This window comes from Streptomyces sp. NPDC001985 (genome assembly GCF_040296845.1).
In the GTDB taxonomy this organism is placed as follows: Bacteria; Actinomycetota; Actinomycetes; order Streptomycetales; family Streptomycetaceae; genus Streptomyces.
In genome coordinates this window covers 64,840-83,496 of record NZ_JBEOYB010000023.1, presented here as the reverse complement: position 1 = coordinate 83,496, position 18,657 = coordinate 64,840, and the positions used below count along the sequence as shown (strand labels likewise).

14 protein-coding genes are annotated in these 18,657 nt (G+C 76.4%); 11 read left to right on the top strand and 3 right to left on the bottom strand.

Annotation, left to right across the window (positions count from 1 at the left end; genetic code table 11):
- Positions 1-54: 54 nt before the first annotated feature.
- From ABT122_RS13105 to ABT122_RS13080, 6 genes are all read left to right on the top strand, one after another.
- Positions 55-1,092 carry a 3-oxoacyl-ACP synthase III family protein gene (locus tag ABT122_RS13105; RefSeq protein ID WP_351549820.1) on the top strand — a complete coding sequence of 346 codons (1,038 nt, stop codon included), beginning with the start codon at positions 55-57 and terminating at the stop codon, positions 1,090-1,092.
- A gap of 139 nt (positions 1,093-1,231) precedes the next feature.
- Complete coding sequence (locus ABT122_RS13100) at positions 1,232-1,459, top strand: acyl carrier protein (RefSeq protein WP_351549817.1); 228 nt, start codon at positions 1,232-1,234, stop codon at positions 1,457-1,459.
- Positions 1,456-2,322: a 2-oxo acid dehydrogenase subunit E2 gene (locus tag ABT122_RS13095; protein WP_351549815.1), complete on the top strand. Its 867-nt coding sequence runs from the start codon at positions 1,456-1,458 to the stop codon at positions 2,320-2,322. The genes ABT122_RS13100 and ABT122_RS13095 overlap by 4 nt, the downstream gene beginning before the upstream one ends.
- Entirely contained in the window at positions 2,303-3,175 is an 873-nt protein-coding gene (locus tag ABT122_RS13090) for a 4'-phosphopantetheinyl transferase superfamily protein (RefSeq protein ID WP_351549812.1), read from the top strand. The genes ABT122_RS13095 and ABT122_RS13090 overlap by 20 nt, the downstream gene beginning before the upstream one ends.
- A 248-nt stretch (positions 3,176-3,423) precedes the next feature.
- Entirely contained in the window at positions 3,424-4,503 is a 1,080-nt protein-coding gene (locus ABT122_RS13085) for an alpha/beta fold hydrolase (protein ID WP_351549809.1), read from the top strand.
- A 48-nt stretch (positions 4,504-4,551) separates the two neighbouring features.
- On the top strand, positions 4,552-4,758 hold the full coding sequence (locus ABT122_RS13080; protein WP_351549806.1) for a hypothetical protein: 207 nt from the start codon (positions 4,552-4,554) through the stop codon (positions 4,756-4,758).
- A gap of 216 nt (positions 4,759-4,974) precedes the next feature.
- Here ABT122_RS13080 and ABT122_RS13075 read toward each other — a convergent pair whose 3' ends face one another.
- Positions 4,975-5,280 carry an alpha-amylase inhibitor gene (locus ABT122_RS13075; protein WP_351549803.1) on the bottom strand — a complete coding sequence of 102 codons (306 nt, stop codon included), beginning with the start codon at positions 5,278-5,280 and terminating at the stop codon, positions 4,975-4,977.
- A 141-nt stretch (positions 5,281-5,421) separates the two neighbouring features.
- Here ABT122_RS13075 and ABT122_RS13070 point away from each other — a divergent pair, with 141 nt between their 5' ends.
- Positions 5,422-8,226, top strand: coding sequence for an AfsR/SARP family transcriptional regulator (locus ABT122_RS13070; RefSeq protein WP_351549800.1), 2,805 nt, complete (start codon positions 5,422-5,424; stop codon positions 8,224-8,226).
- A gap of 21 nt (positions 8,227-8,247) precedes the next feature.
- Here ABT122_RS13070 and ABT122_RS13065 read toward each other — a convergent pair whose 3' ends face one another.
- On the bottom strand, positions 8,248-10,935 hold the full coding sequence (locus ABT122_RS13065; protein ID WP_351549797.1) for an AfsR/SARP family transcriptional regulator: 2,688 nt from the start codon (positions 10,933-10,935) through the stop codon (positions 8,248-8,250).
- 117 nt (positions 10,936-11,052) lie between these two features.
- The gene (locus tag ABT122_RS13060) at positions 11,053-12,099 is read right to left on the bottom strand and encodes an AfsA-related hotdog domain-containing protein (protein WP_351549794.1); all 1,047 of its coding nucleotides are present in this window, start codon (positions 12,097-12,099) and stop codon (positions 11,053-11,055) included.
- Between the two features lie 413 nt (positions 12,100-12,512).
- Between ABT122_RS13060 and ABT122_RS13055 the strand changes: the two genes are divergently transcribed.
- The 4 genes from ABT122_RS13055 (at position 12,513) to ABT122_RS13040 (ending at position 18,650) form a co-directional block, all read left to right on the top strand.
- Positions 12,513-13,565 (top strand): SMP-30/gluconolactonase/LRE family protein, encoded by a 1,053-nt coding sequence (locus ABT122_RS13055; RefSeq protein ID WP_351549791.1) that lies wholly within the window; start codon positions 12,513-12,515, stop codon positions 13,563-13,565.
- Positions 13,566-13,700: 135 nt separating this feature from the next.
- Complete coding sequence (locus ABT122_RS13050) at positions 13,701-16,031, top strand: MMPL family transporter (protein ID WP_351549790.1); 2,331 nt, start codon at positions 13,701-13,703, stop codon at positions 16,029-16,031.
- 298 nt (positions 16,032-16,329) lie between these two features.
- A complete protein-coding gene (locus ABT122_RS13045; RefSeq protein WP_351549788.1) occupies positions 16,330-16,995 on the top strand; it encodes an HAD family hydrolase in 666 nt (221 codons plus the stop codon).
- The gene (locus tag ABT122_RS13040; RefSeq protein WP_351549785.1) at positions 16,992-18,650 is read left to right on the top strand and encodes an FAD-dependent monooxygenase; all 1,659 of its coding nucleotides are present in this window, start codon (positions 16,992-16,994) and stop codon (positions 18,648-18,650) included. Before ABT122_RS13045 ends, ABT122_RS13040 begins: the two co-directional genes overlap by 4 nt.
- The last annotated feature ends 7 nt before the right edge of the window (positions 18,651-18,657 follow it).

The window sequence follows — 18,657 nt, the reverse complement described above, 5'->3', positions numbered from 1 at the left end:
CGCGCGCCTCTCCCGCCGGGAGGGGAGAAGGGAAACAGAGGAAAGGACCGCACCATGCAGCCAGAGCCGAACCCCCGGGGAGCGGCCCATCTCGCCGCCGTGGGGACCGCACTGCCCGGAGACCCCGTGGACAACGCGAAGCTGGCGAAGGTACTGGGCGTCAACGAGGAGTGGATCGATGTCTTCATCGGCACCCGGACCCGGCACTTCGCCCGCGACCTGGACACCGGCGAGGTCCGCTGGTCCCTGGCGGATCTGTGCGCCCGGGCCGCCGAACGCGCCGTCGCCGCGTCCCGGGTCCCCCCGGAGGAGATCGGGTTCGTGGTGATGGGCACCGCGACGCCCGACCATCTGATGCCCGCGACCGTCAACCAGGTCGCCGATCTGCTCGGACTGGACCAGCTCCCCACGTATCAGCTCCAGTCCGGCTGCGCCGGTGCCGTCCAGGCGCTGGAGCTGGGACGGACCCTGATCACCGGCGGCGGCCACCGGGCCGGTCTGGTCATCGGCGGCGATGTGTGCAGCAAACACCTCGCCCTGCGCCGGGATCTCTCCGGGGCCGCCCCCAGCGACCTCGTCAACTATGTGCTCTTCGGCGACGGGGCGGGGGCCGCCGTGCTCACCGCCGAGCCGCTCGGGCGGCGGCTCGCGCTGCGCCGGGTGCTCAACCGCTTCACCGGTCTGGGCCGGGAGCCGGGCCAGGTGATCGACTGGTTCGGTCTCGCCGACCGGCACGAGGACCGCCAGGTGGTGCGGGAGGACTACAAGGCCATCGAGGAGTACGTCCCGCTGATCGCCGAGGAGATTCTCTGGGAGCTGCTGGAGGATCTCGGCTGGTCCCCGGACGAGGTGGACTATCTGCTGCCCCCGCAGCTCTCCGGGCATATGACCCGGCGCATCACCGAGCGGCTCGGGCTGCCCGGCGCCGTCGAGGTGTCCTGTGTCGCGGAGACCGGCAACAACGGCAACGCCCTGCCCTTCCTCCAGTTGGAGCGGCTGCTCGGCCTGATGGGGACCGGTCAGCGGGCGCTGGCGATCGCCGTGGAGTCCAGCAAGTGGATCAAATCCGGTTTCGCGCTCGAGAAGGTCTGACGGCGGGAGCCGGAGGCCACCACCGTCCGGGGCCAGGACCCGGGCCCGTCCCGCGCACGGCGGCGCGCGCCGTGCCGGGCCGGCGGCCCGCTTCCCCGACCCGGCCACCACCCACCGCACGCCCGGGAGGGCCGTACCCATGCACTCGATCGACGACTTCGTCCGCCTCGTCAGGGACGAGCTGGGCATGCCCCTGGAGCAGCACGAGGTCTCCTCCGACCTCGACCAACTGCCCGAGTGGGACTCGCTGTACCTGCTGAAGCTGGTCACGGTCCTGGAGCAGACCACCGGCCGGTCCCTGCCGATCGGCCGGCTCCTGGAGGCCCGCAGCCTCCAGGAGATCTACCGGCTCACGGCCGGCTCATGACCGGCTCCCGGGCGGACCGCGCGGCGCGGCCGGCCGTACGGAGCCGGTCCGAGCGGCGCCGGCGGCACACGCTCTGCTTCCTGGAACACGCGGCCCGGCAGCGCCCCGTGCACCTCGACACGGAGATCGACATGACCCGGATCGCGGCCCACCGGGCCGCCGCCCGCGCGGAGGGACGGCGGTACGCGGTGGTGGCGTATCTGCTGTGGGCCACCGGGCGGGTGCTGCGCCGCCGGCCGGAGGCGAACGCGGCCCTGGCTCCGGGCGGGTTCCCCTGGCTGCGCGGGCCGCGCACGGTCCGGTTCCCCGGGGTGACCGCCAAACTCGCCCTGGACCGGTCCTTCGACGGGGAGCGGACCGTGCTCTCCGCGCTGCTCCCCGGCCTGGAGTCCGCCGGTCTGGACGCGATCCAGGAGCGGATCGACCGCTACCGGGACCCCGGTGCCGCGCTGCTGCCGGAGTTCCGCGGGGTACGTCTGCTGAGCCGGCTGCCCGTGCCGCTCGGGCGGCTCGCCTTCGCGGCGGCGGTGCGCGACCCGGCGCGGCGGCCCGCCGTGCTGGGGACGGTGGCGGTCAGCTCGCTCGGCCACCGGCCGGTCGACGGATTCCACTCCAGCGGCGGCACGGCGGTCACCCTGTGCGCCGGGCGGGTCGTCGACCGTGCCGTCGTCAGGGAGGGGCGGCTCGCGGTCGCCCCGGTGATGCGGCTGGGGCTCACCTTCGACCACCGGGTCATCGACGGAGCGGCCGCGGCGGATGTACTCGGCGATCTCAAGCACACCCTGGAGGGGTTCCATGGCGGCGCCGAGGAGGACAGAGCCCGGACCCTCGTTCGCGGAGCCGGTGACGATCTCCGGGCGTGACGGGGCGTGGGACCGGGTCCGGGCCGATCTGGAGGAGCACGCGGTCGCGGTGCTGCACGCCCGGCTCGGCGACTGGCGGCCCGACCAGGCGGGCGGGCCTCGGCTGCGCGCCCTGCTGGGCCGGGACTGGGAGCGCTATCTGGAGATGGGGCATCCGGACGTCCGGATGCGGTTCGCGGCGTCCCGGGTGCTGCTCAAGTTCGCGGCGGCCGTGGCGCTGCGGGTGCCGCCGCAGGTCATCGAGCTGGGGTACGGCCCCACCGGCCGGCCGTATCTGCGGGGCTGCGACGCGGTGGACATCAGCCTCAGCCACACCGAGGATCTGCTGCTGATCGGTCTGACCACCCGGGGGCTGATCGGGGTCGACGCGGAGCGGGAGGACCGTCCGCTGCACACCCGCGGGCTGCACCGCCATGTGTGCACGCCCCATGAACTCACCGGGCTGGCGCGGCTGCCGCCGGAGCGGCGGGGCCCCGCGCTGGTGCGGCTGTGGACGCTGAAGGAGGCGTACAGCAAGGCCATCGGACAGGGGCTGCGGCTCCGCTTCACCGATTTCGGGTTCGGGCCCGACGGCGGGCCGGCGCGGGTGCTGGCGCCCGACGGGGCGCCGGGCACCGGTGTCGAGTGGGAGTTCGGGACCTTCTCGGTGGCCGGGGGCTACGCGGTGAGTGTCGCCGTGAGCGATTCCGGTTTCGGCGCGGTGCGGGACACGGACGCGCGGACGATGCTCGACCCCCGGGTCGTCGACGCGCTGACCGAGGCGCTCGGGGACGACAGCGGGCCGGAGGGGGAGGCGGAGGCGGCGGCCGGGCTCCGGCAGGACACCCCGCGAGCGGCGCACCGGCTCCGCTAGGGAGTTTCCTCCGGATCGGGCCGGGTCGGTGAGCGGGGTCCGGTGCCGTGGATCGCGAGGCGGAGGAGGGAGCGCGCGCGGAGCGCAGGCGCCGGACGACAAGCGGGGCTTAAGCGGTGGCGCGCACCCTCGGTCGCGGGCGGGTGCTCCGCCGGGGCCGACCCCCCCGGCCCCGGCCGGGGCGCCCGCCCGCACCGCGCGGGCCCCGGCATCCCCGCACCCGCGCCCCGGACAACGGAGGGACGGCCATGGAACACCTGGACGAGCTGCGGGAATTCGCCCTGCTGCACGCCCGCGGGCAGGGCATCCCCGAACGGCGGGTGGCGCGGATACTGCCCCGGATCGCCAACGACGAGCCGGGCCACCCCGCCTCCTGGGCCCGGGTCTGGACCGCCGAGGCGGACCGGCTGGCCCGGGCCGGCCGGCCGCTGGACGCCTGCCGCCACTACGCCATCGCCCGCTTCCCCCACCACGGGGACGAGGTCCGCGACAGGGCCGGGCTCAACTGTGTGCGGACCTTCGACGACTGGCGCCGCCGGCGCGGCATCGAGCGGCTGCTCCTGGGCCACCCCGGCGGTACGGTCGCCTGCTGGGCCGCCGGGCTCGACGCCCGCAGGCCCCGGCCGCTGGTGGTGGTCCTGGGCGGGATCGTCAGCGTCAAGGAGCAGTGGGCGCCGCTGCTGCCGAAGCTCGCCCGGATCGGATACGCGGCGGTCGCCACCGAGCTGCCGGGGGTCGGCGAGAACACCCTCCGCTACCGGGCGGACTCCTGGCGGCTGCTGCCCTTCCTGCTGGACCGGCTCGCGGGCCGGGCGCGGGTGCGGCGGACCTCGGTGCTCGGGCTCAGCTTCGGCGGGCATCTGGCGCTGCGGGCGGCGGCGGACGAGCCGCGCATCCGGAGCGTCCACACCGTCGGCGCGCCGGTGGCCGGCTTCTTCACCGATCCGCTGTGGTGGCCCCGGGTTCCGGGGATCACCGTCGACGCCCTGCGCAGGCTCACCGGCGCCCCGGGGAGGGACGAACTGCGGGAGCTGCTGGCCGGGTTCGCGCTGGACCCCGGGACGCTGGGCGCGGTGCGGGTCCCGGTGGACTACGTGGTCAGCGCCCGCGACGAGATCATCCCGCCCGGGGAGCGGGCGCTGCTCGGCTCCCTGCTGCCCCGGGTGCGGTTCAAGGAGTTCGACGATGTGCACGGGTCGCCCGCGCATGTGCGCGCGACCCGGGCGTGGCTGCTCGGCTCGCTGCTGAGGGCGCGGTTCGCGGACGGCCCCGGCCGGTGCGCCGAACCATTCGCCGGGCACGGGACCCCCGGCGGCCGGCGGCCGTAGCGCGCCCGCACATCCCTTCCCGTACGGACCCTCCGAGAGGCGGTTGCCATGTCCTCCCCGACCTCCCCGACCACTCTTGACCGAACCCCCTCGCGCTCCGCGGCACACGGCACGGTGCTGCCGTGGCGCTCCCTCGCCTCGCTCGGCATCGACGCCGGAGCAGCGGCCGGGGAGGCGGACGGGCCCCTGCTTCTCACGGGGGAATCCCCTCCGGAGGCCGGGGCGGGCGAGGCACCCGGCGCGCTGGCGGCGTAGACGGCGCGCTCACGGGACACCGCGCGCCGCTCCCCGGCGGTGCGGCGCTCACCCGGCCGTGCGGGCCCGGCCGGGAACGCTCCCGGGGCGGGACGCGGCGTGTGCCACACCCCGCCCCGAGATCCATCGCGCGCGCTCCCCGGGACGACGACCGGAGCGCGGGACGGCCCGTTCGACATCGTCAGACACCCCCGCGGCCGACGAGCCGGCGTTCCGTCAGCAGTTCACCGTGCGGTCGTAGTTCCCGAGAACCCCGGTGTAGATGTACAGCTCGCTCGCCCCGCGCGCCAGCGTGTAACAGCGGCTGTCGGAGGCCAGGGACACGACGACCTTCACCGAACGGGTGCCGGAGCACCTGTTGGTGAGCAGGACGTCGAAGCCGTTGGTGGTCTCCGTGACCATGCGTCCGACGCAGGACGGGGCCGTCGTCGCCGCCGCGGCGGGCGCCGCCGAGAGCGCCAGGGAACCGACGAGAGCCACCGCGGTCACCGCGGCCTGTGCGGCCTTCCGGGACTTGCGCATCATGTACTCCTTGCCAAGAGGTTGTTCACAACAGCCCGAAGGTTAGGCTGACCTGCGCACAATGTGCGCACGATGTGTGCACAACCCGGCATCGGACGGCTCAGGTCCTGGGCCCCGCTCTCGCGACATGGTTGGTGAACGGTGCGCTTCGCTCTCCTCGGCCCCCTGGAGGTCACTCGCGACGGCGAGCGCGTCGCCCTGGGCTCCGTCAAGCAGCGGCTGCTGCTGGCCACGCTGCTCAGCCGCCCCTCGCAGACGGTTCCGGCCGGTGTGCTGGTGGCCGCCCTGTGGGGCGAGGACCCGCCGGCGTCCGCCGCCGCCAATCTGCGGACCTACGCGCGGGGGCTGCGCGGCGCCCTGGACGGCGACGGCTCCCGGGGCGCCATGCCCCACACCCGGGGCGGCTATCTGCTCCGCGTCCCGCCCGGCGGGACCGACGTGGAGCGCTTCGACGAGGCCGCCTGCCGGGGCCGCCGCGCCCTGGCGGCCGATGATCACGCCCTGGCCTGCGAGGAGTTGTCCCGGGCGCTCGCCGTGTGGCGCGGCCGGGTCCTCGAAGGGCTCGCGCTGCCGGAGGTCCTGGAGCCCTGGGCGGCCGGTCTGGAGGAGCGCCGGTGCCATGCCGAGGAGGAGTACGCGCGGGCGCTGCTCGCGGAGGGCGACCTCTCCCAGGCGGTGCTGCGGATGCGGAGACTGGTGGCGTCCCATCCGCTACGGCAGCGGGCCTGGGGCCATCTGATGCTCGGCCTGCACCGGGTGGGCGATGTGGGGGGAGCCCTGGAGGCGTACCGCACGGTGCGCGACGCGCTGGTCCGGGAGACCGGTCTGGAACCCGGCCCGGAACTGGCGCGGCTGCACGAGGACATCCTCCGGCAGCGATCGGCCGCGGCCGGCGGCGCGTCACCGCCACCGCCGCCCCGGCCCCGGCAACTCCCCCTCATCACGCCCGATTTCGTCGGACGGGAGGAGGCCGTCGCCGCGCTCGACTCCGCCCTCCACCGCACGGACGGCGCGGCACCGGACGGCGCCGCACCGGGCGTCGTGATCACAGCCGTCTCCGGGATGGCCGGCGTCGGCAAGACGACCCTCGCGCTGCACTGGGCCCACCGGGTCGCCGACCGGTTCCCCGACGGGCAGCTCCACGTGGATCTGCGGGGTTACGACGAGAGCGGGGCGGTGTCCGCGTCCGACGCCCTCCAGGGGTTCGTTCAGGCGCTGGGGGTGCCGCAGGCCCGGATACCGTCCGGTACGCAGGCCCGGGCCGGCCTCTTCCGCAGCCTCCTGGCCTCCCGCCGGATGCTGGTGGTGCTCGACAACGCCCGGGACTCCGCCCACGTCCGGCCGCTGCTCCCCGGCGCCGGGAGCAGCGTGGTGGTCGTCACCAGCCGGAACCGGCTCCAGGGGCTGGTGACGTCCGAGGGGGCCCGGACGCTGATCCTCGATGTGCTGAGCGCGCGGGAGTCGGCCCGGATGCTGGCCCGCCGGCTGGGCGGCCCCCGGGTGGAGGCCGAGCCGGACGCCGCCGCCGATATCGTGGCTCTGACCGGGCGGCTGCCCCTCGCCCTCGCGGTCGTCGCCGCCCGGGTGGCGGACCACCCGACGTTCCCCCTGCGTTCCTTCGCCGCCGAACTCCGCCCCGCCGGAGCGCTGCTGGACGTCCTGGAGGACGGCGACGCGCGGCGGGTGCTGTCCTGGTCGTATCTGGCCCTCTCCGAGGAGGCGGCCCGGCTGTTCCGGCTGCTCGGACTGCACCCGGGGCCCGACCTGACGCTCGACGCCGCCGCCGCGCTCGCCGGTGCCCCGGTGCACTCGGTGAGGCCCCTGCTGCGGGAGCTGACCCGGCTGCATCTGCTGACCGAACACCTCCCCAGCCGCTACCTGTTCCACGATCTGCTGCGGACGTACGCCGCCGCGCTGGTCGGGAGTGTCGAGCCGCCCTCCGGTGTGCGCCGGGCCCGGGAGCGGTTCTACGACCACTGTCTGCACCGCGCGCACGCCGCCGCCGTGCTCGTGCAGCCGCAGTGGCCGGCCGTCGTGCCCGTGCCCGCGCTGCCGTCGAACAGCGGGGACCGCGCCCGGGACGCCGAGGCCGCCCTCGCGTGGTTCGCCGGCGAGCGCCAGGTGCTGCTGCGGGCGGTGGCCCAGGCCGCGGCGTGCGGTTTCGAGACGTACAGCTGGCAGCTGGCCTGGGCGCTCACCGCGTATCTGGCGCCCCTCGGTCTGTGGCAGGACCAGCGCACGGCCCAGGAGACCGCGCTGGCCGCCGCCGAGCGGTCCGGTGAGGAGGTGGGCGAGGCCATGGCCTGCCGGCTGCTCGCCCGGGCCGACGCCCGGCTCGGCGCCCTCGACACCGCCGAGCGGCTGCTGCGCCGGGCCCTGGGAGTGTACGAGCGGCTGGGCGACAGGAACGGCCAGGCCCAGACGCTGCACAACTACGTCGAGCTGTGCTACATGGGCGGCCGGCTGGCGGAGGCGCTGGAGCACGGGCGCGAGGCGCTGCGTCTGTACGGGCTCTGCGGCAACCGGGACGGCGAGGCCCGCACCCTCAACGCGATGGGCTGGCTCCACGCCGCCGAGGGCGACTACCCGGCCGCCATCGACCACTGCACCCGGGCGCTGGAGCGGCAGCGGCAGGCGGGCGACCGCAATGGGCAGGCCGCCACCCTGGACAGCCTGGGATTCGCCCACCACCACCTGGCCCGCTACGACCGGGCGGTGGCCAGCTATCAGGAGGCCATCGGTCTGTTCCGGTCCTCGGCCGACCGCTATCACGAGGCCGAGACCCTGGTCAGGCTGGGCGACACCCTGATGGTGACGGATCGTCCGGCGGAGGCCGAGGAGGTCTGGGAGCGGGCCGCCGCGATGTTCGACGCGCTGTGGGACCCGGAGGCCGACGCCGTACGGGAGCGCCTGGCCGGGCTCCGGGAGGGCCGCCGGGGCGGATGACCCCCGGACGTCCCGCTCGTGTCAGGGCCCGTGCGCGGGTGACCGCGCGGTGGAGGCGCCGATGAGCCACATGCCGGGGCGGACCTCGACCGCGCGGGCGCCCGGGCCGGGGCCGGCGAGGGACAGGCCGCCGTGGTCCGGAGCGGCGAAGCGGGCCGTCGTGCGCCGGAGGTACTCCACCCAGCGGCGGTCGCCCAGCCGTTCGGCCGCGCGGCGGCACTGGTCCCACTGCGCCGCCGCGGCCCCGGCACGGCCCCGGCGGAGGTTCACCAGCGCCAGGCCGTTGAGCGCGGCGACGGCGCCCCACGGGTCGCGGCCTGCGGCGCAGAGGTCCAGGGCGCGGCCGTAGCGGCGGCCGGCGGCGTCCAGCCGGTCCTGGCCGAGGAGGATGTCCGCGACGCCGATCCGGCAGCGGGCCGAGCCGATCCGGTCGCGCACCCGGTCGAAGCGGTGCCGGGCCGCGGTGTAGTGGGCCAGCGCGCGGTGCGCCTCGCGGCGCTGCCAGGCGAGGGTGCCCAGTGAGTACCGCACCACCGCCTCGGCCGCCGTGTCCCCGGCCCGGAGCGCGGCGTCCAGCGCCAGCCGGTGGGTCTCCTCCCACTCCTCCCAGGCTGCGCAGGAGTGGAAGTACCCGGCGGCGCTGTCCGCCAGCTCCCACACCAGGGGCCAGGCCCCGGCGGCGTGGGCCCGGCGGACGGCGCCGACCAGCCCCGCGGCCTCGTCCCGGAACCACCGGAGCGGTCCGGCGCCGCCGGGTTCCGGCGCGCCGTCCGCGGCGGGCGGGGCCCGCCAGTCCCGGCCGGGGGCGAGCCGGGCGTCCGCGAGCCGGGCGCGGTCCCGGTAGGCGCGGCAGAGCCGCTGGGCGGCGGCCCCGGCCGCCGCCGTGCCGTCCGCGTCCCGCAGTTCCGTGCCCAGCACCCGCAGCAGGGAGTGGAAGCCGTAGCGCGGCTCCCCCGCCGCCCCCGGCCGGGCCTCCAGGAGCCGGGCGCGGACGAGTTCCTCCGCCAGCTCGCGCGCCTCCCGTCGCGTGGTGTCCAGCAGGGCGGCGGCGCTCCAGCCGGCGAAGTCGGGGGCCGGGGCGAGGGTCAGCAGCCGGAACGCCCGCCGCTGCGCGGGCCCGGCCTCCTGATATCCGGTCAGCAGGGTCGCGCGCAGATCGAGGTCCCCCTCCCGCAGCAGGCTCAGCCGGGTGCGTTCGTCACCGAGACGCTCGGCGAGCGCGGCGGCCGTGGTGTGCGGGCGCGCGGTCAGGGTGGCGGCGGCGACCCGCAGCGCGAGCGGCAGACAGCCGCAGAGCCGGGCGATCTCCGCGGTCGCCGCCGGGTCCTCGGCCATGCGCGCGCCGCCGGCGGCGCGCAGCAGTTCGGCGGCGTCGTCCGGGCGCACCGCCTCCAGGACGAGATGCTCGGCGCCGTCCAGCGCGGCGGCGGTGCGGCGCCCGGTGAGCACCACGGCGCTGCCGTCAGCGGGCGGCAGGAGCGGGCGGATCTGCTCCTCGGCGGCGATGTCGTCCAGGACGAGGAGCATCCGGCGGCCGTGCAGTGCCCGCCGGAGCTGTTCGGCGGGCTCCGGCCGTCCTTGGAGGGCGAGCGGGGCACCGGGGTCGTCGCCGGTGAGCCGGCGCAGCAGCGCCGCGCTCACCTGGGCGGGGCTCAGCGGGCGGCCGTCGGGGCCTCGCAGGGCGATCAGCACCTGTCCGTCGGGGAAGCGGTCGGCGGTGCGGTGGGCGAGCCACAGCGCCAGCGCGGTCTTGCCGACCCCGGCGCGGCCGGAGATGCCGAGCACCCGTACCGGGGGTCTTCCGGCGCCGCCGCGCAGGGCGCGCTCCGCGTGCGCCAGTTCCTCGTCCCGGCCGGTGAACCCGGGGGCGGGCGCGGGCAGGACGGGCGGCGGGACGGGGGTACGGGGGGTGGTGGCCGTGTCAGCCGCACCCTGCGCGGGCCGGGCCCGGCGCCAGTCCAGGGCGGGATCGCGGCGCAGTACGCGCTCCTGGAGGCGCGCCAGCGGCGGGCCGGGTTCGACGCCCAGCTCGTCGACGAGGGAGTGCCGCAGTCTGCCGTACACCCGCAGGGCGTCGGAGCCCCGGCCGGTGCGGTACAGCGCGACCATGAGGTGGCCGTGGAGATTCTCCCGCAGGGGGTGCTCGTTGGCGAGGGCCATCAGCTCCCCGGCCAGCTCCTGGTGGCGGCCCAGCCGCAGATCGGCGAGGATGCGCTGCTCCAGGACCTCCATCCGCAGCTCGTCCAGCCGGATCGCGGTGGACTCCAGCCGGACCCCGTGCGGTATCCCGGCCAGCGCGGGCCCCGCCCACAGCCCGAGCGCCTCGCGCAGCAGCCCGGACGCCCGCTCGTAGTCGCGTTCCCGGCAGGCCGTGCGGCCCTCGGCCCGCAGCCGCTCGAAGAGGGGCAGATCGAACTGGGCCTCCGGGTCGGGGACCTGGAGCAGATAGCCCGGTGCGCGGGTGAGCAGCGATCCGCCGCTCTCCCCCGGGCCGGCCTCGGCGAGCACCTTCCGCAGCTGGGAGACGTACACCTGGAGGGTGGTGGTGGCGGTGCGCGGCGGCTCGGTGCCCCACAGCTCGTCGATCAGGCTGTGCGCCGGGACCACCTCACCGGCGCGCACCAGCAGGGTGGCGAGCAGGGCGCGCGGTTTGGCGGCGGAGGGGGTGCGCGGAGAGAGGCTCACCGGCCCCAGTACCCGGAATCGCATGGAAGGGCTCCTCTCGGTCACGAGGGGTGGTGCGGGGGACGGCGGGGGCGGTGCTCCCGTCGGCGGGCCCGGCCGGGGGCGGGCGGCCGGGGCGGGGGCGGGCGGCCGGGGCGGGGGTCAGCAGTCCTGGAGCAGGGTGGCGGATGCCGTGCACAGCACCCGGCTGCCCTGGCTGAAGGTGAGGCGGGTGCGGACCATCGGGCGGTCCGCGCCGTCGCGCAGCGGGGAGCGGGAGTTGACCGTGCAGGTCAGCGGGAGACCGGCCTCGCCGAAGCCGCGGAACGACGCCCACCAGTGGGTCAGTACGGCGTGGGCGGGCCGGAATCCGTGGAGTTCGGCGGCGACCACGAGCGCGGCCTGCCGGGACGCCTCCAGGAACACCGGTCCGGGGATGTGCCCCTCGGGTCCCGCGTCGAAGACCTCGTGGCCGGGGGCCGGCGCCACGGGGAGGACGAACTCGCCGTCCACGGCCCGCAGCGGCGGTCCCACCAGGACATTGCGGGCGTCGCCGCGCCCCACCGGCTCGGGCCCCACCGGCACCCGTCCGAGCGGTCGGGGCGCGGGCGCGGTGCCGTGCAGGCTCTCCCGGCGGCCCCGTTCGCGGTGCGCCCGGTAGACCCGGGGCATCAGGAACAGCAGCCGCGCCGTTCCGCTGCCGCAGGTCACCCCGTCGATCGCCACCCCGCCCCGGCAGTCCAGGCCCCGGGGTATCCCCTGGACCACATCGACCGGGGTCAGGGTGATGTCCAGGCTCATATGGGCCGGCCGGCCGGTGCGGCGCCAGGGGGCGAGTTCCCGGATGTCGACACCGCTGGAGACGAAGACCGCGGGGCGTTCGGCGGGGACCCGGAAGTACTGGTGGGCGACGAAGTGGGTGGCCTGGCGGAGCGTCTCGGCGGCGAAGAGCAGGTCGTGGAAGGTGCCCGGGCCGTCGTTGAACAGCGGGTGCCGGTCGGGCAGTTCGGCGGAGAGCGCGAAGTGCTGCTCGACCGGCGCCGTGGCGTCCAGCAGGAACCCCTCCGGCGTGACGGGTCTGTGGAGCAGGTGGAGCGGTGCCGTGGTGTGCGGGCCGGCGGTGCGGCCGGCCGGGGGCGCGGGGGCGGCCGGGGGCGCGGTGGGCGAGGGGACGGGCGCGGTGGCGGAGGCATCGATGGCGATGTCCATGCCGGCTCCTTCGTGGTGGGTGGGGGTGCGGTGCGCGGCCTTGGCGCGGCCGGAGGGACTCCGCGCCAGGGCCGGAACGGACCGGTGGCGGTGGCGGGAACTCCTCCGTCCCTGCCACCACGCTTCCCCCGGTCACTGCATTCGCTCTGGACTCGGCCTGGACCGGGGCGGGGGCGCGGGCTCGTGGCGGGAGCCCCGCCCCCACCGGTTCAGCGGTGGTCCAGCCCCACTCCAGGGGCCCCGGCGACGCTGGTGCACGGCCGGGCGGCGCTCCCGGCGGCCCGTATCCCGCGCCGTGGCGCACCCGGTCCCGCGGACCACGCGCCCGCCCCGTGACCCGTGCCGCGACCCGTCGCGTCGCCTGTCCGTCCCGTACCCGTCCCGTACCTCCGTCGCGCTCGAAGGAGCAGCCAGTGGAACCGTCAGTCGAGGCATCGCGCCGTACCCTGCTGCGCATCGCGGCGGCCGGTGCCACCGGCGGCGCCCTCGCCGCCGCCCCGTTGCCCGCCCTCGCGCACCCCGGCGGCGGTGACGGCACCGGCCGCCGCCCATGGCCGCGCACGCTCTCCGTCGCCGCACCGGGGCTGTATCCGGAAGGAGTGGCCTGGGACGGGGGCCGGCGGGCGTTCCTGGTCGGGTCGAGCGCCCGGGGGACGGTGTCGGTGGTGCGGGCGGACGGTTCGGTCAGCCCGCTGGTGACCCCCTTCGCCCAGGTCTCCGTGCTCGGACTCCGGGTCGACGCGGTGCGCGGCAGGATCGTGGCCGCGTACTCGGACTACTTCTTCCGCGCGCTGGGCCTCGTCGACCGCTCCCTGCCCCCGGTGAACGGCGTCGGTGTCTTCGACCTCGCCACCGGGGCCGTGCGGTCGCTGACCCCGGTCTCGGTGGGCACGGCCGAGCCCCGGACCAACGATGTCGCCGTCGACCGGCGGCACGGCGATGTCTACGTCACCGACACCGAGGCCGACACGGTCACCCGGGTGAGCCGGACCGGGGAGGTGCTCCGGGTCATCCGGGACGAGCGGTTCGCCACCCCCGAGACGGGACCGAACGGCATCGTCCACCACCCCGACGGCTTTCTGCTGGTGGGCCGGTACACCGGCGGCAGGCTGTTCCGGGTCGACCGGCCCCGTTCGGCGCACCCGGTGGTCCGGGAGGTGCGGCTGGACCGTGCGCCGGTCTCCATCGACGGTCTCGCGCTGCGCCCCGACGGCTCCCTGGTGGTCGTCGCCAACGACCTGTCGCTGACGGGCGGCCGCCCCGGCCGGGACGCGGTGGCGGTACTGCGCTCCCGCGACCGCTGGCGCACCGCGCGGACCGTGCGGGACGACACCTGGCCGATCGCCGACCCCACGACGGTGGCCGTCACCCCGTACGGCGACTACGTCGTCAGCGGCGGGCTCCGGGAGATCCTCACCGGTGTCCCCTCCCCCACCCCGGGCCGCTTCCATCTGCGCCGTCGCTGACGGCCCCGCCCGGGGTGCCGCGGCCGGTCCGGGCCGCCGGCACCCGATCCGTCCGTCCCCGCCGGCGGCCGTGTCGCGGAACACGGCGCGCACGGCCCCGGCCTCCGCCCGCCGACCTCTCCCGGGAGTCCCTCCATGCCACATCCGCCCCGTACCGCACCCGCGTCCCGCGGGCTCTTCGCCGCCCTCGCCCGGCTGGCCTCCGGCCGGCCCCGGCTGTTGCTCTGGCTCACGCTGATCCTGCTGGCCGGGGCGGTGGTCCTCGGCGGCGGAGTCGCCGACCGGCTGCGCAGCGGGGGCAGTGGCGGGGTGGTGGACCCCGCGTCCGAGTCCTCGTTCGCGGCCGGCGTCCTGGAGCGGGAGTTCCCCGGCGCCCGCCCCAACCTCGTGCTGCTGGCCGATTCCGGTGCTACCGGAGCCGGTGTCGACGACCCCGCCGCGGCACGGGACGGCCGGGAGCTGGCGGCCCGGCTGGCCGCTCTGCCCGAGGTCGGCGGTGTCACCTCCTACTGGGACAGCGGCGCCCCGGCGCTGCGCTCCGACGACGGGCGCCGGGCGCTGATCGTGGCCAGGATCAACGGCGGCGAACTGGCCGCCGAGCGCGCTCTCGGAGAACGGATCGCCCCGCGCTTCGGCGGCGCGCAGGGCCGGCTCGACATCGAAATCGGCGGGAGTGTCGCCGTCCAGCGGGAGCAGCAGGCCTTCATCGGCGAGGATCTGCTGCGGGCCGAGCTGATCGCGCTGCCGATCACCCTGATCATTCTGATGGTGGTGTTCGGGAGCGCCGTCGCCGCGCTGCTGCCGGTGGCCATCGGGATCATCGCGATCCTCGGCACCAACGCGGTGCTGCGGGTCATCACCTCGTTCACCGATGTGTCGGTGTTCGCGAGCAATCTGACGACGGCGCTCGGCCTGGGGCTGGCCATCGACTACGCGCTGCTGATCGTGCGCCGCTACCGGGAGGAGCGCTCCGGCGGCCGGGACACGGCCGACGCCCTCGCGGTCACGCTGGGCACGGCCGGGCGGACCGTGCTGTTCTCGGCGGCGACGGTCGCCGTCTCGCTCGCCGCGATGCTGGTCTTCCCGCTCTACTTCCTGCGCTCGCTGGCCTACGCCGGGATCAGTGTGGTGGTGCTCGCCGCGGTCGCCGCGCTGGTGGTGCTGCCCGCGCTGCTCGCCGTGCTGGGACGGCGGATCGACTCCCTGGACATCAGGAGGCTGGTCCGGCGCCGCTCGCGCGCGCCGGAGGAGCCGGGCGCCGGGTGGGCCGCGGCGGCGCGCTGGGTGATGCGCCGCGCCCCGCTGGTGGCGACCGGCACCCTGGCCGTGCTGCTGCTGCTCGGGGCGCCGTTCCTCGGCGTCGACTTCGGGACCGCCGACTACCGGCAGCTCCCGCCTTCGGCTCAGTCCCGGGTGGTCCAGGAGCGGATCGGGGAGGACTTCGACGGCAGCCCCACCGGGGTGATCGAGGTGGTCGCCGAGCGGGCCGGCGCGGCCGAGCTGAGTGCGTACGCCCGCCGGCTGTCCGAGCTGCCGGGAGTGGTGCGGGTGGACGGCCCGGCGGGCCGCTGGGCCGGCGGCGCGCCGGCCGGACCGGTGCGGGAGACCCGGACCTCCGGCGAGATCTCGTATCTCACCGTGGTGCCCGGTGTGGAGGCCGTGTCGGAGGAGGGCAAGGAGCTGGTGCGGGAGGTGCGGGGAGTCGGGGCGGGTTTCCCCGCCCATGTCTCGGGGACGGCGGCGGCGCTGATCGACAGTCAGTCCGCCATCGGGCGGGGGCTGCCCTGGGCGATCGGCGTGATGGTGCTCGCCACGCTGGTGCTGGTCTTCCTGCTCACCGGCAGTGTGCTGATGCCGGTGCAGGCCGTGCTGCTCAACACGCTCAGCCTGACGGCGATGCTGGGCGCGGTGGTGTGGGTCTTCCAGGACGGGAATCTCTCCGGGCCGCTGGGCTTCACCCCGACGGGGAGCATCGAGACCGCGCTGCCGGTGCTGATGTTCTGCCTGGCCTTCGGTCTCTCCATGGACTACGGGGTGTTCCTGCTCTCCCGGATCAAGGAGGAGCGGGAGCGGCTGGGTGATCACCGGGCCGCCGTGGTCGCGGGAATCCGCGGGACGGGCGGGGTGATCACCGCCGCCGCGCTCGTCCTCGCGGTCGTGATGGTCGCCATCGGCAGCTCCCGGATCACCAACACCAAGATGCTGGGCCTCGGGGTGGCGCTGGCCATCCTCATGGACGCCATGGTGATCCGCACGCTGCTGGTGCCCGCGGTGCTGTCGCTGACCGGCCGGGCGACGTGGTGGGCGCCGGGGCCGCTGCGCCGGCTGCACGCCCGGTTCGGCGTCGGGGAGGGCGGCCCGGCGCGGCCCGTGCCGGAACCCGCCGGCCCGGACGCGGCCCCGTGCCCGGACCCGGACGGAGCCGGGGGCCGGGCGCGGGTGACGGCGGGGACGGGCACCGGCTGAGCGCCGGGGCGCGGAGGAAAGGGTGCGGGCGGGCCGGCGCGGCCCGCCCGCACCCTTCGCCGCCCCCGCTCACCGCCCGCGCCGCCGCCGTTCCCCGCCCTCCGCGCACCGGGTCCGGCCTGGTGCTTTGGCGGTGCGCAAGGGGGCGTCCCTAGCGTCCGTGGCAGCGCGTCACGGCGGACGCCGGAGCAGGCCGGCGCGAGCCCGACCGAGGGGGAGAGGTCCGTTGACAGCCATGCAGCAGACGGCGCCGCGCGCGGCGCCCACACGAGCGGCCCCGGGACGGGAAGGAGACACCATGACCGTCGACACGGTCGTCGTCGACTACGGAGGGGTGCTGACCAACCCGCTCGCCGAGACCTTCGCGGCCTTCGCCGAGCTGGCCGGGATCGGGGTCGACGACCTCGCCCGGGCGTTCGCGGCGGCGACCGCGCGGTACGGGGAGAGCCCCATGGCCGCGCTGGAGACCGGCGCGATCGGTGAGCGGGAGATGACCGGCCGGGTCCTGGCCGAACTGCCGGAGGGCGCGGGCCGGGTCCTGGACGGCGGGGCGGGCTTCGGCGAGCTGTGGTTCCGGGGGCGCGCCGCCAACGAGCCGTTCCTGGCGTTTCTGCGCGGGCTGCGCCGCGACGGGTACCGGCTGGCGCTGCTCACCAACAACGTCCGTGAGTGGGAGCCGCTGTGGCGGGCCGGGCTGCCGGTGGACGAGTTGTTCGACGTGGTGGTGGACTCGCACCGCGAGGGTGTGCGCAAGCCGGACCCGGCGATCTACGGCATCCTGCTGGAGCGGCTCGGGGTGGAAGCGGCCCGGTGTCTGTTCGTCGACGACACCGGGGAGAACTGCGCGGCGGCGGCGCGGGCGGGTATGCGCGCGGTCCTGTTCACCGGTACCGGGGCCGCCATCGGCGCGATCACGGCCGAGTTGGGGCGTCGCGCCGCACCGGTGGGGGGTGGGGGGCGATGACCGTGCCCGCGCCCGTGCTCGTCGTCGGCGCCGGACCCACCGGGCTGACCGCCGCCTGTGCCCTGTGGGGCCTCGGGGTGCCCTGCCGGGTGGTGGACCGCCGCCCGGGGCCCGGCGGCGCGCCCAGGGGGCTGGTGCTCTGGAGCGGGGCGCTGGAGTGCCTGGAGCGGGTCGGGGCGGCCGGGCGGATCGCGGCGGACGCGCTGCCGCTGGACGGTGCCTCGTACTGGTCGAAGGGCCGCCGGATCGGCGCGGTCCGCTTCGGCGGGCTGACGGGCACCGCCTTCCCGGGGCCGCTGAGCGTGCCGCAGCCCGTCACCGAACGGGCGCTGCGCCAACGGCTGGAGGAGCTGGGCGGCGCCGTGGAGTGGGAGACCGAGGCCGTCTCGGTGACGGTTCCCCGGGGCGGTTCCCGGGACCCCGGCGCGCGGGCGGTCGTGGTGCTGCGGTCGGCGGCCGGCACGGAGAGCGTGACGGTGCCCTGGCTCGTCGCCGCGGACGGCGCCCGCAGCCTGCTGCGCGACCGGGTCGGCATCCCCTTCGCGGGCCACACCTTCGGCCGTACGTTTCTGATCGCGGACGGCGTCCTTCTGGGCGCCGCGCCCGGGGCGGAGGTGGAGCACCACATCGCGCCCGGCGGGGTGCTGGTGATCGTGCCGCGGCCGGGCGGCCACCGGGTCTTCTTCGACACCGAGCCGGACGGGCGGACCGGCCCGCCGCCGGCCGGACTCCTCCAGCGGCTGCTCGACGAGCGCGGTCCCGGCGGGCTGCGGCTGCACGGCATCGGGTGGTCCAGCCGCTTCCGGGTGCACGCCAGGGTCGCCCCGAGGTTCCGCTCGGGTCCCGTGCTGCTGGCGGGCGACGCGGCGCACACGCACACCACGGCGGGCGGCCAGGGACTCAACACCGGTGTCCAGGACGGGTACGACCTCGGCTGGAAGCTCGCCGCCGCGGTGCGCGGCGCCGATCCGGCGCTGCTCGACAGCTATGAGGCGGAGCGCCGCCCGCCCTCGGTGCGCGCGGTCCGCGGCGGGGACCGGCAGACCCGGCTGTGGCTGCTGCGCAACCCCCTGGCCCGGCTGCTGCGGGACACCGCCGTGCGGGCGCTCTCCGCCGGCGGTCTGCTGGAGTCCAGGGTGCTGCCGCTCCTCGCCCAGCTGGATCTGGACCACTCCGGGAGCCCGGCCGTGGGCGACACCGAGGGCGCGGGGGCGGCGCCGCGCGCGCTGCGGGCGGGGCGCCGGGCGCCCGATGCCGCGCTGATGCCGGTGCACGGCGGGACCGCGCTCTCGCTCCACGCGCGGCTCTCCGAGGGGCGGCACACCCTGCTCGCCTTCGGCGGCGCGGCGGCCGGCGAGCGGGCCGCGCGGATCTGCTCGGAGCTGCGCGGACGCGGGGCGGACGACGCCGTACGGGTGGTGTGGGCACAGCCCGCGGGCTCGGTCACCGAGCCCGGGACGGCCTTCGACGCCGGATACGACATCGTCCGCGACCGGAGCGGGGCGCTGGGCGGCGGCGACGGCCCCTGGTTCGCGTACATCCGTCCCGACGGTGTCGTCGGGGCCCGGTGCGGCCCGGACGGTCTGGACACGCTGCTCGGCCGGCTGCCCTCGGGGCCGGCGCTGCTGTCGCCCGCGCCGGCCGTCCGTCCCTGACCCTCTC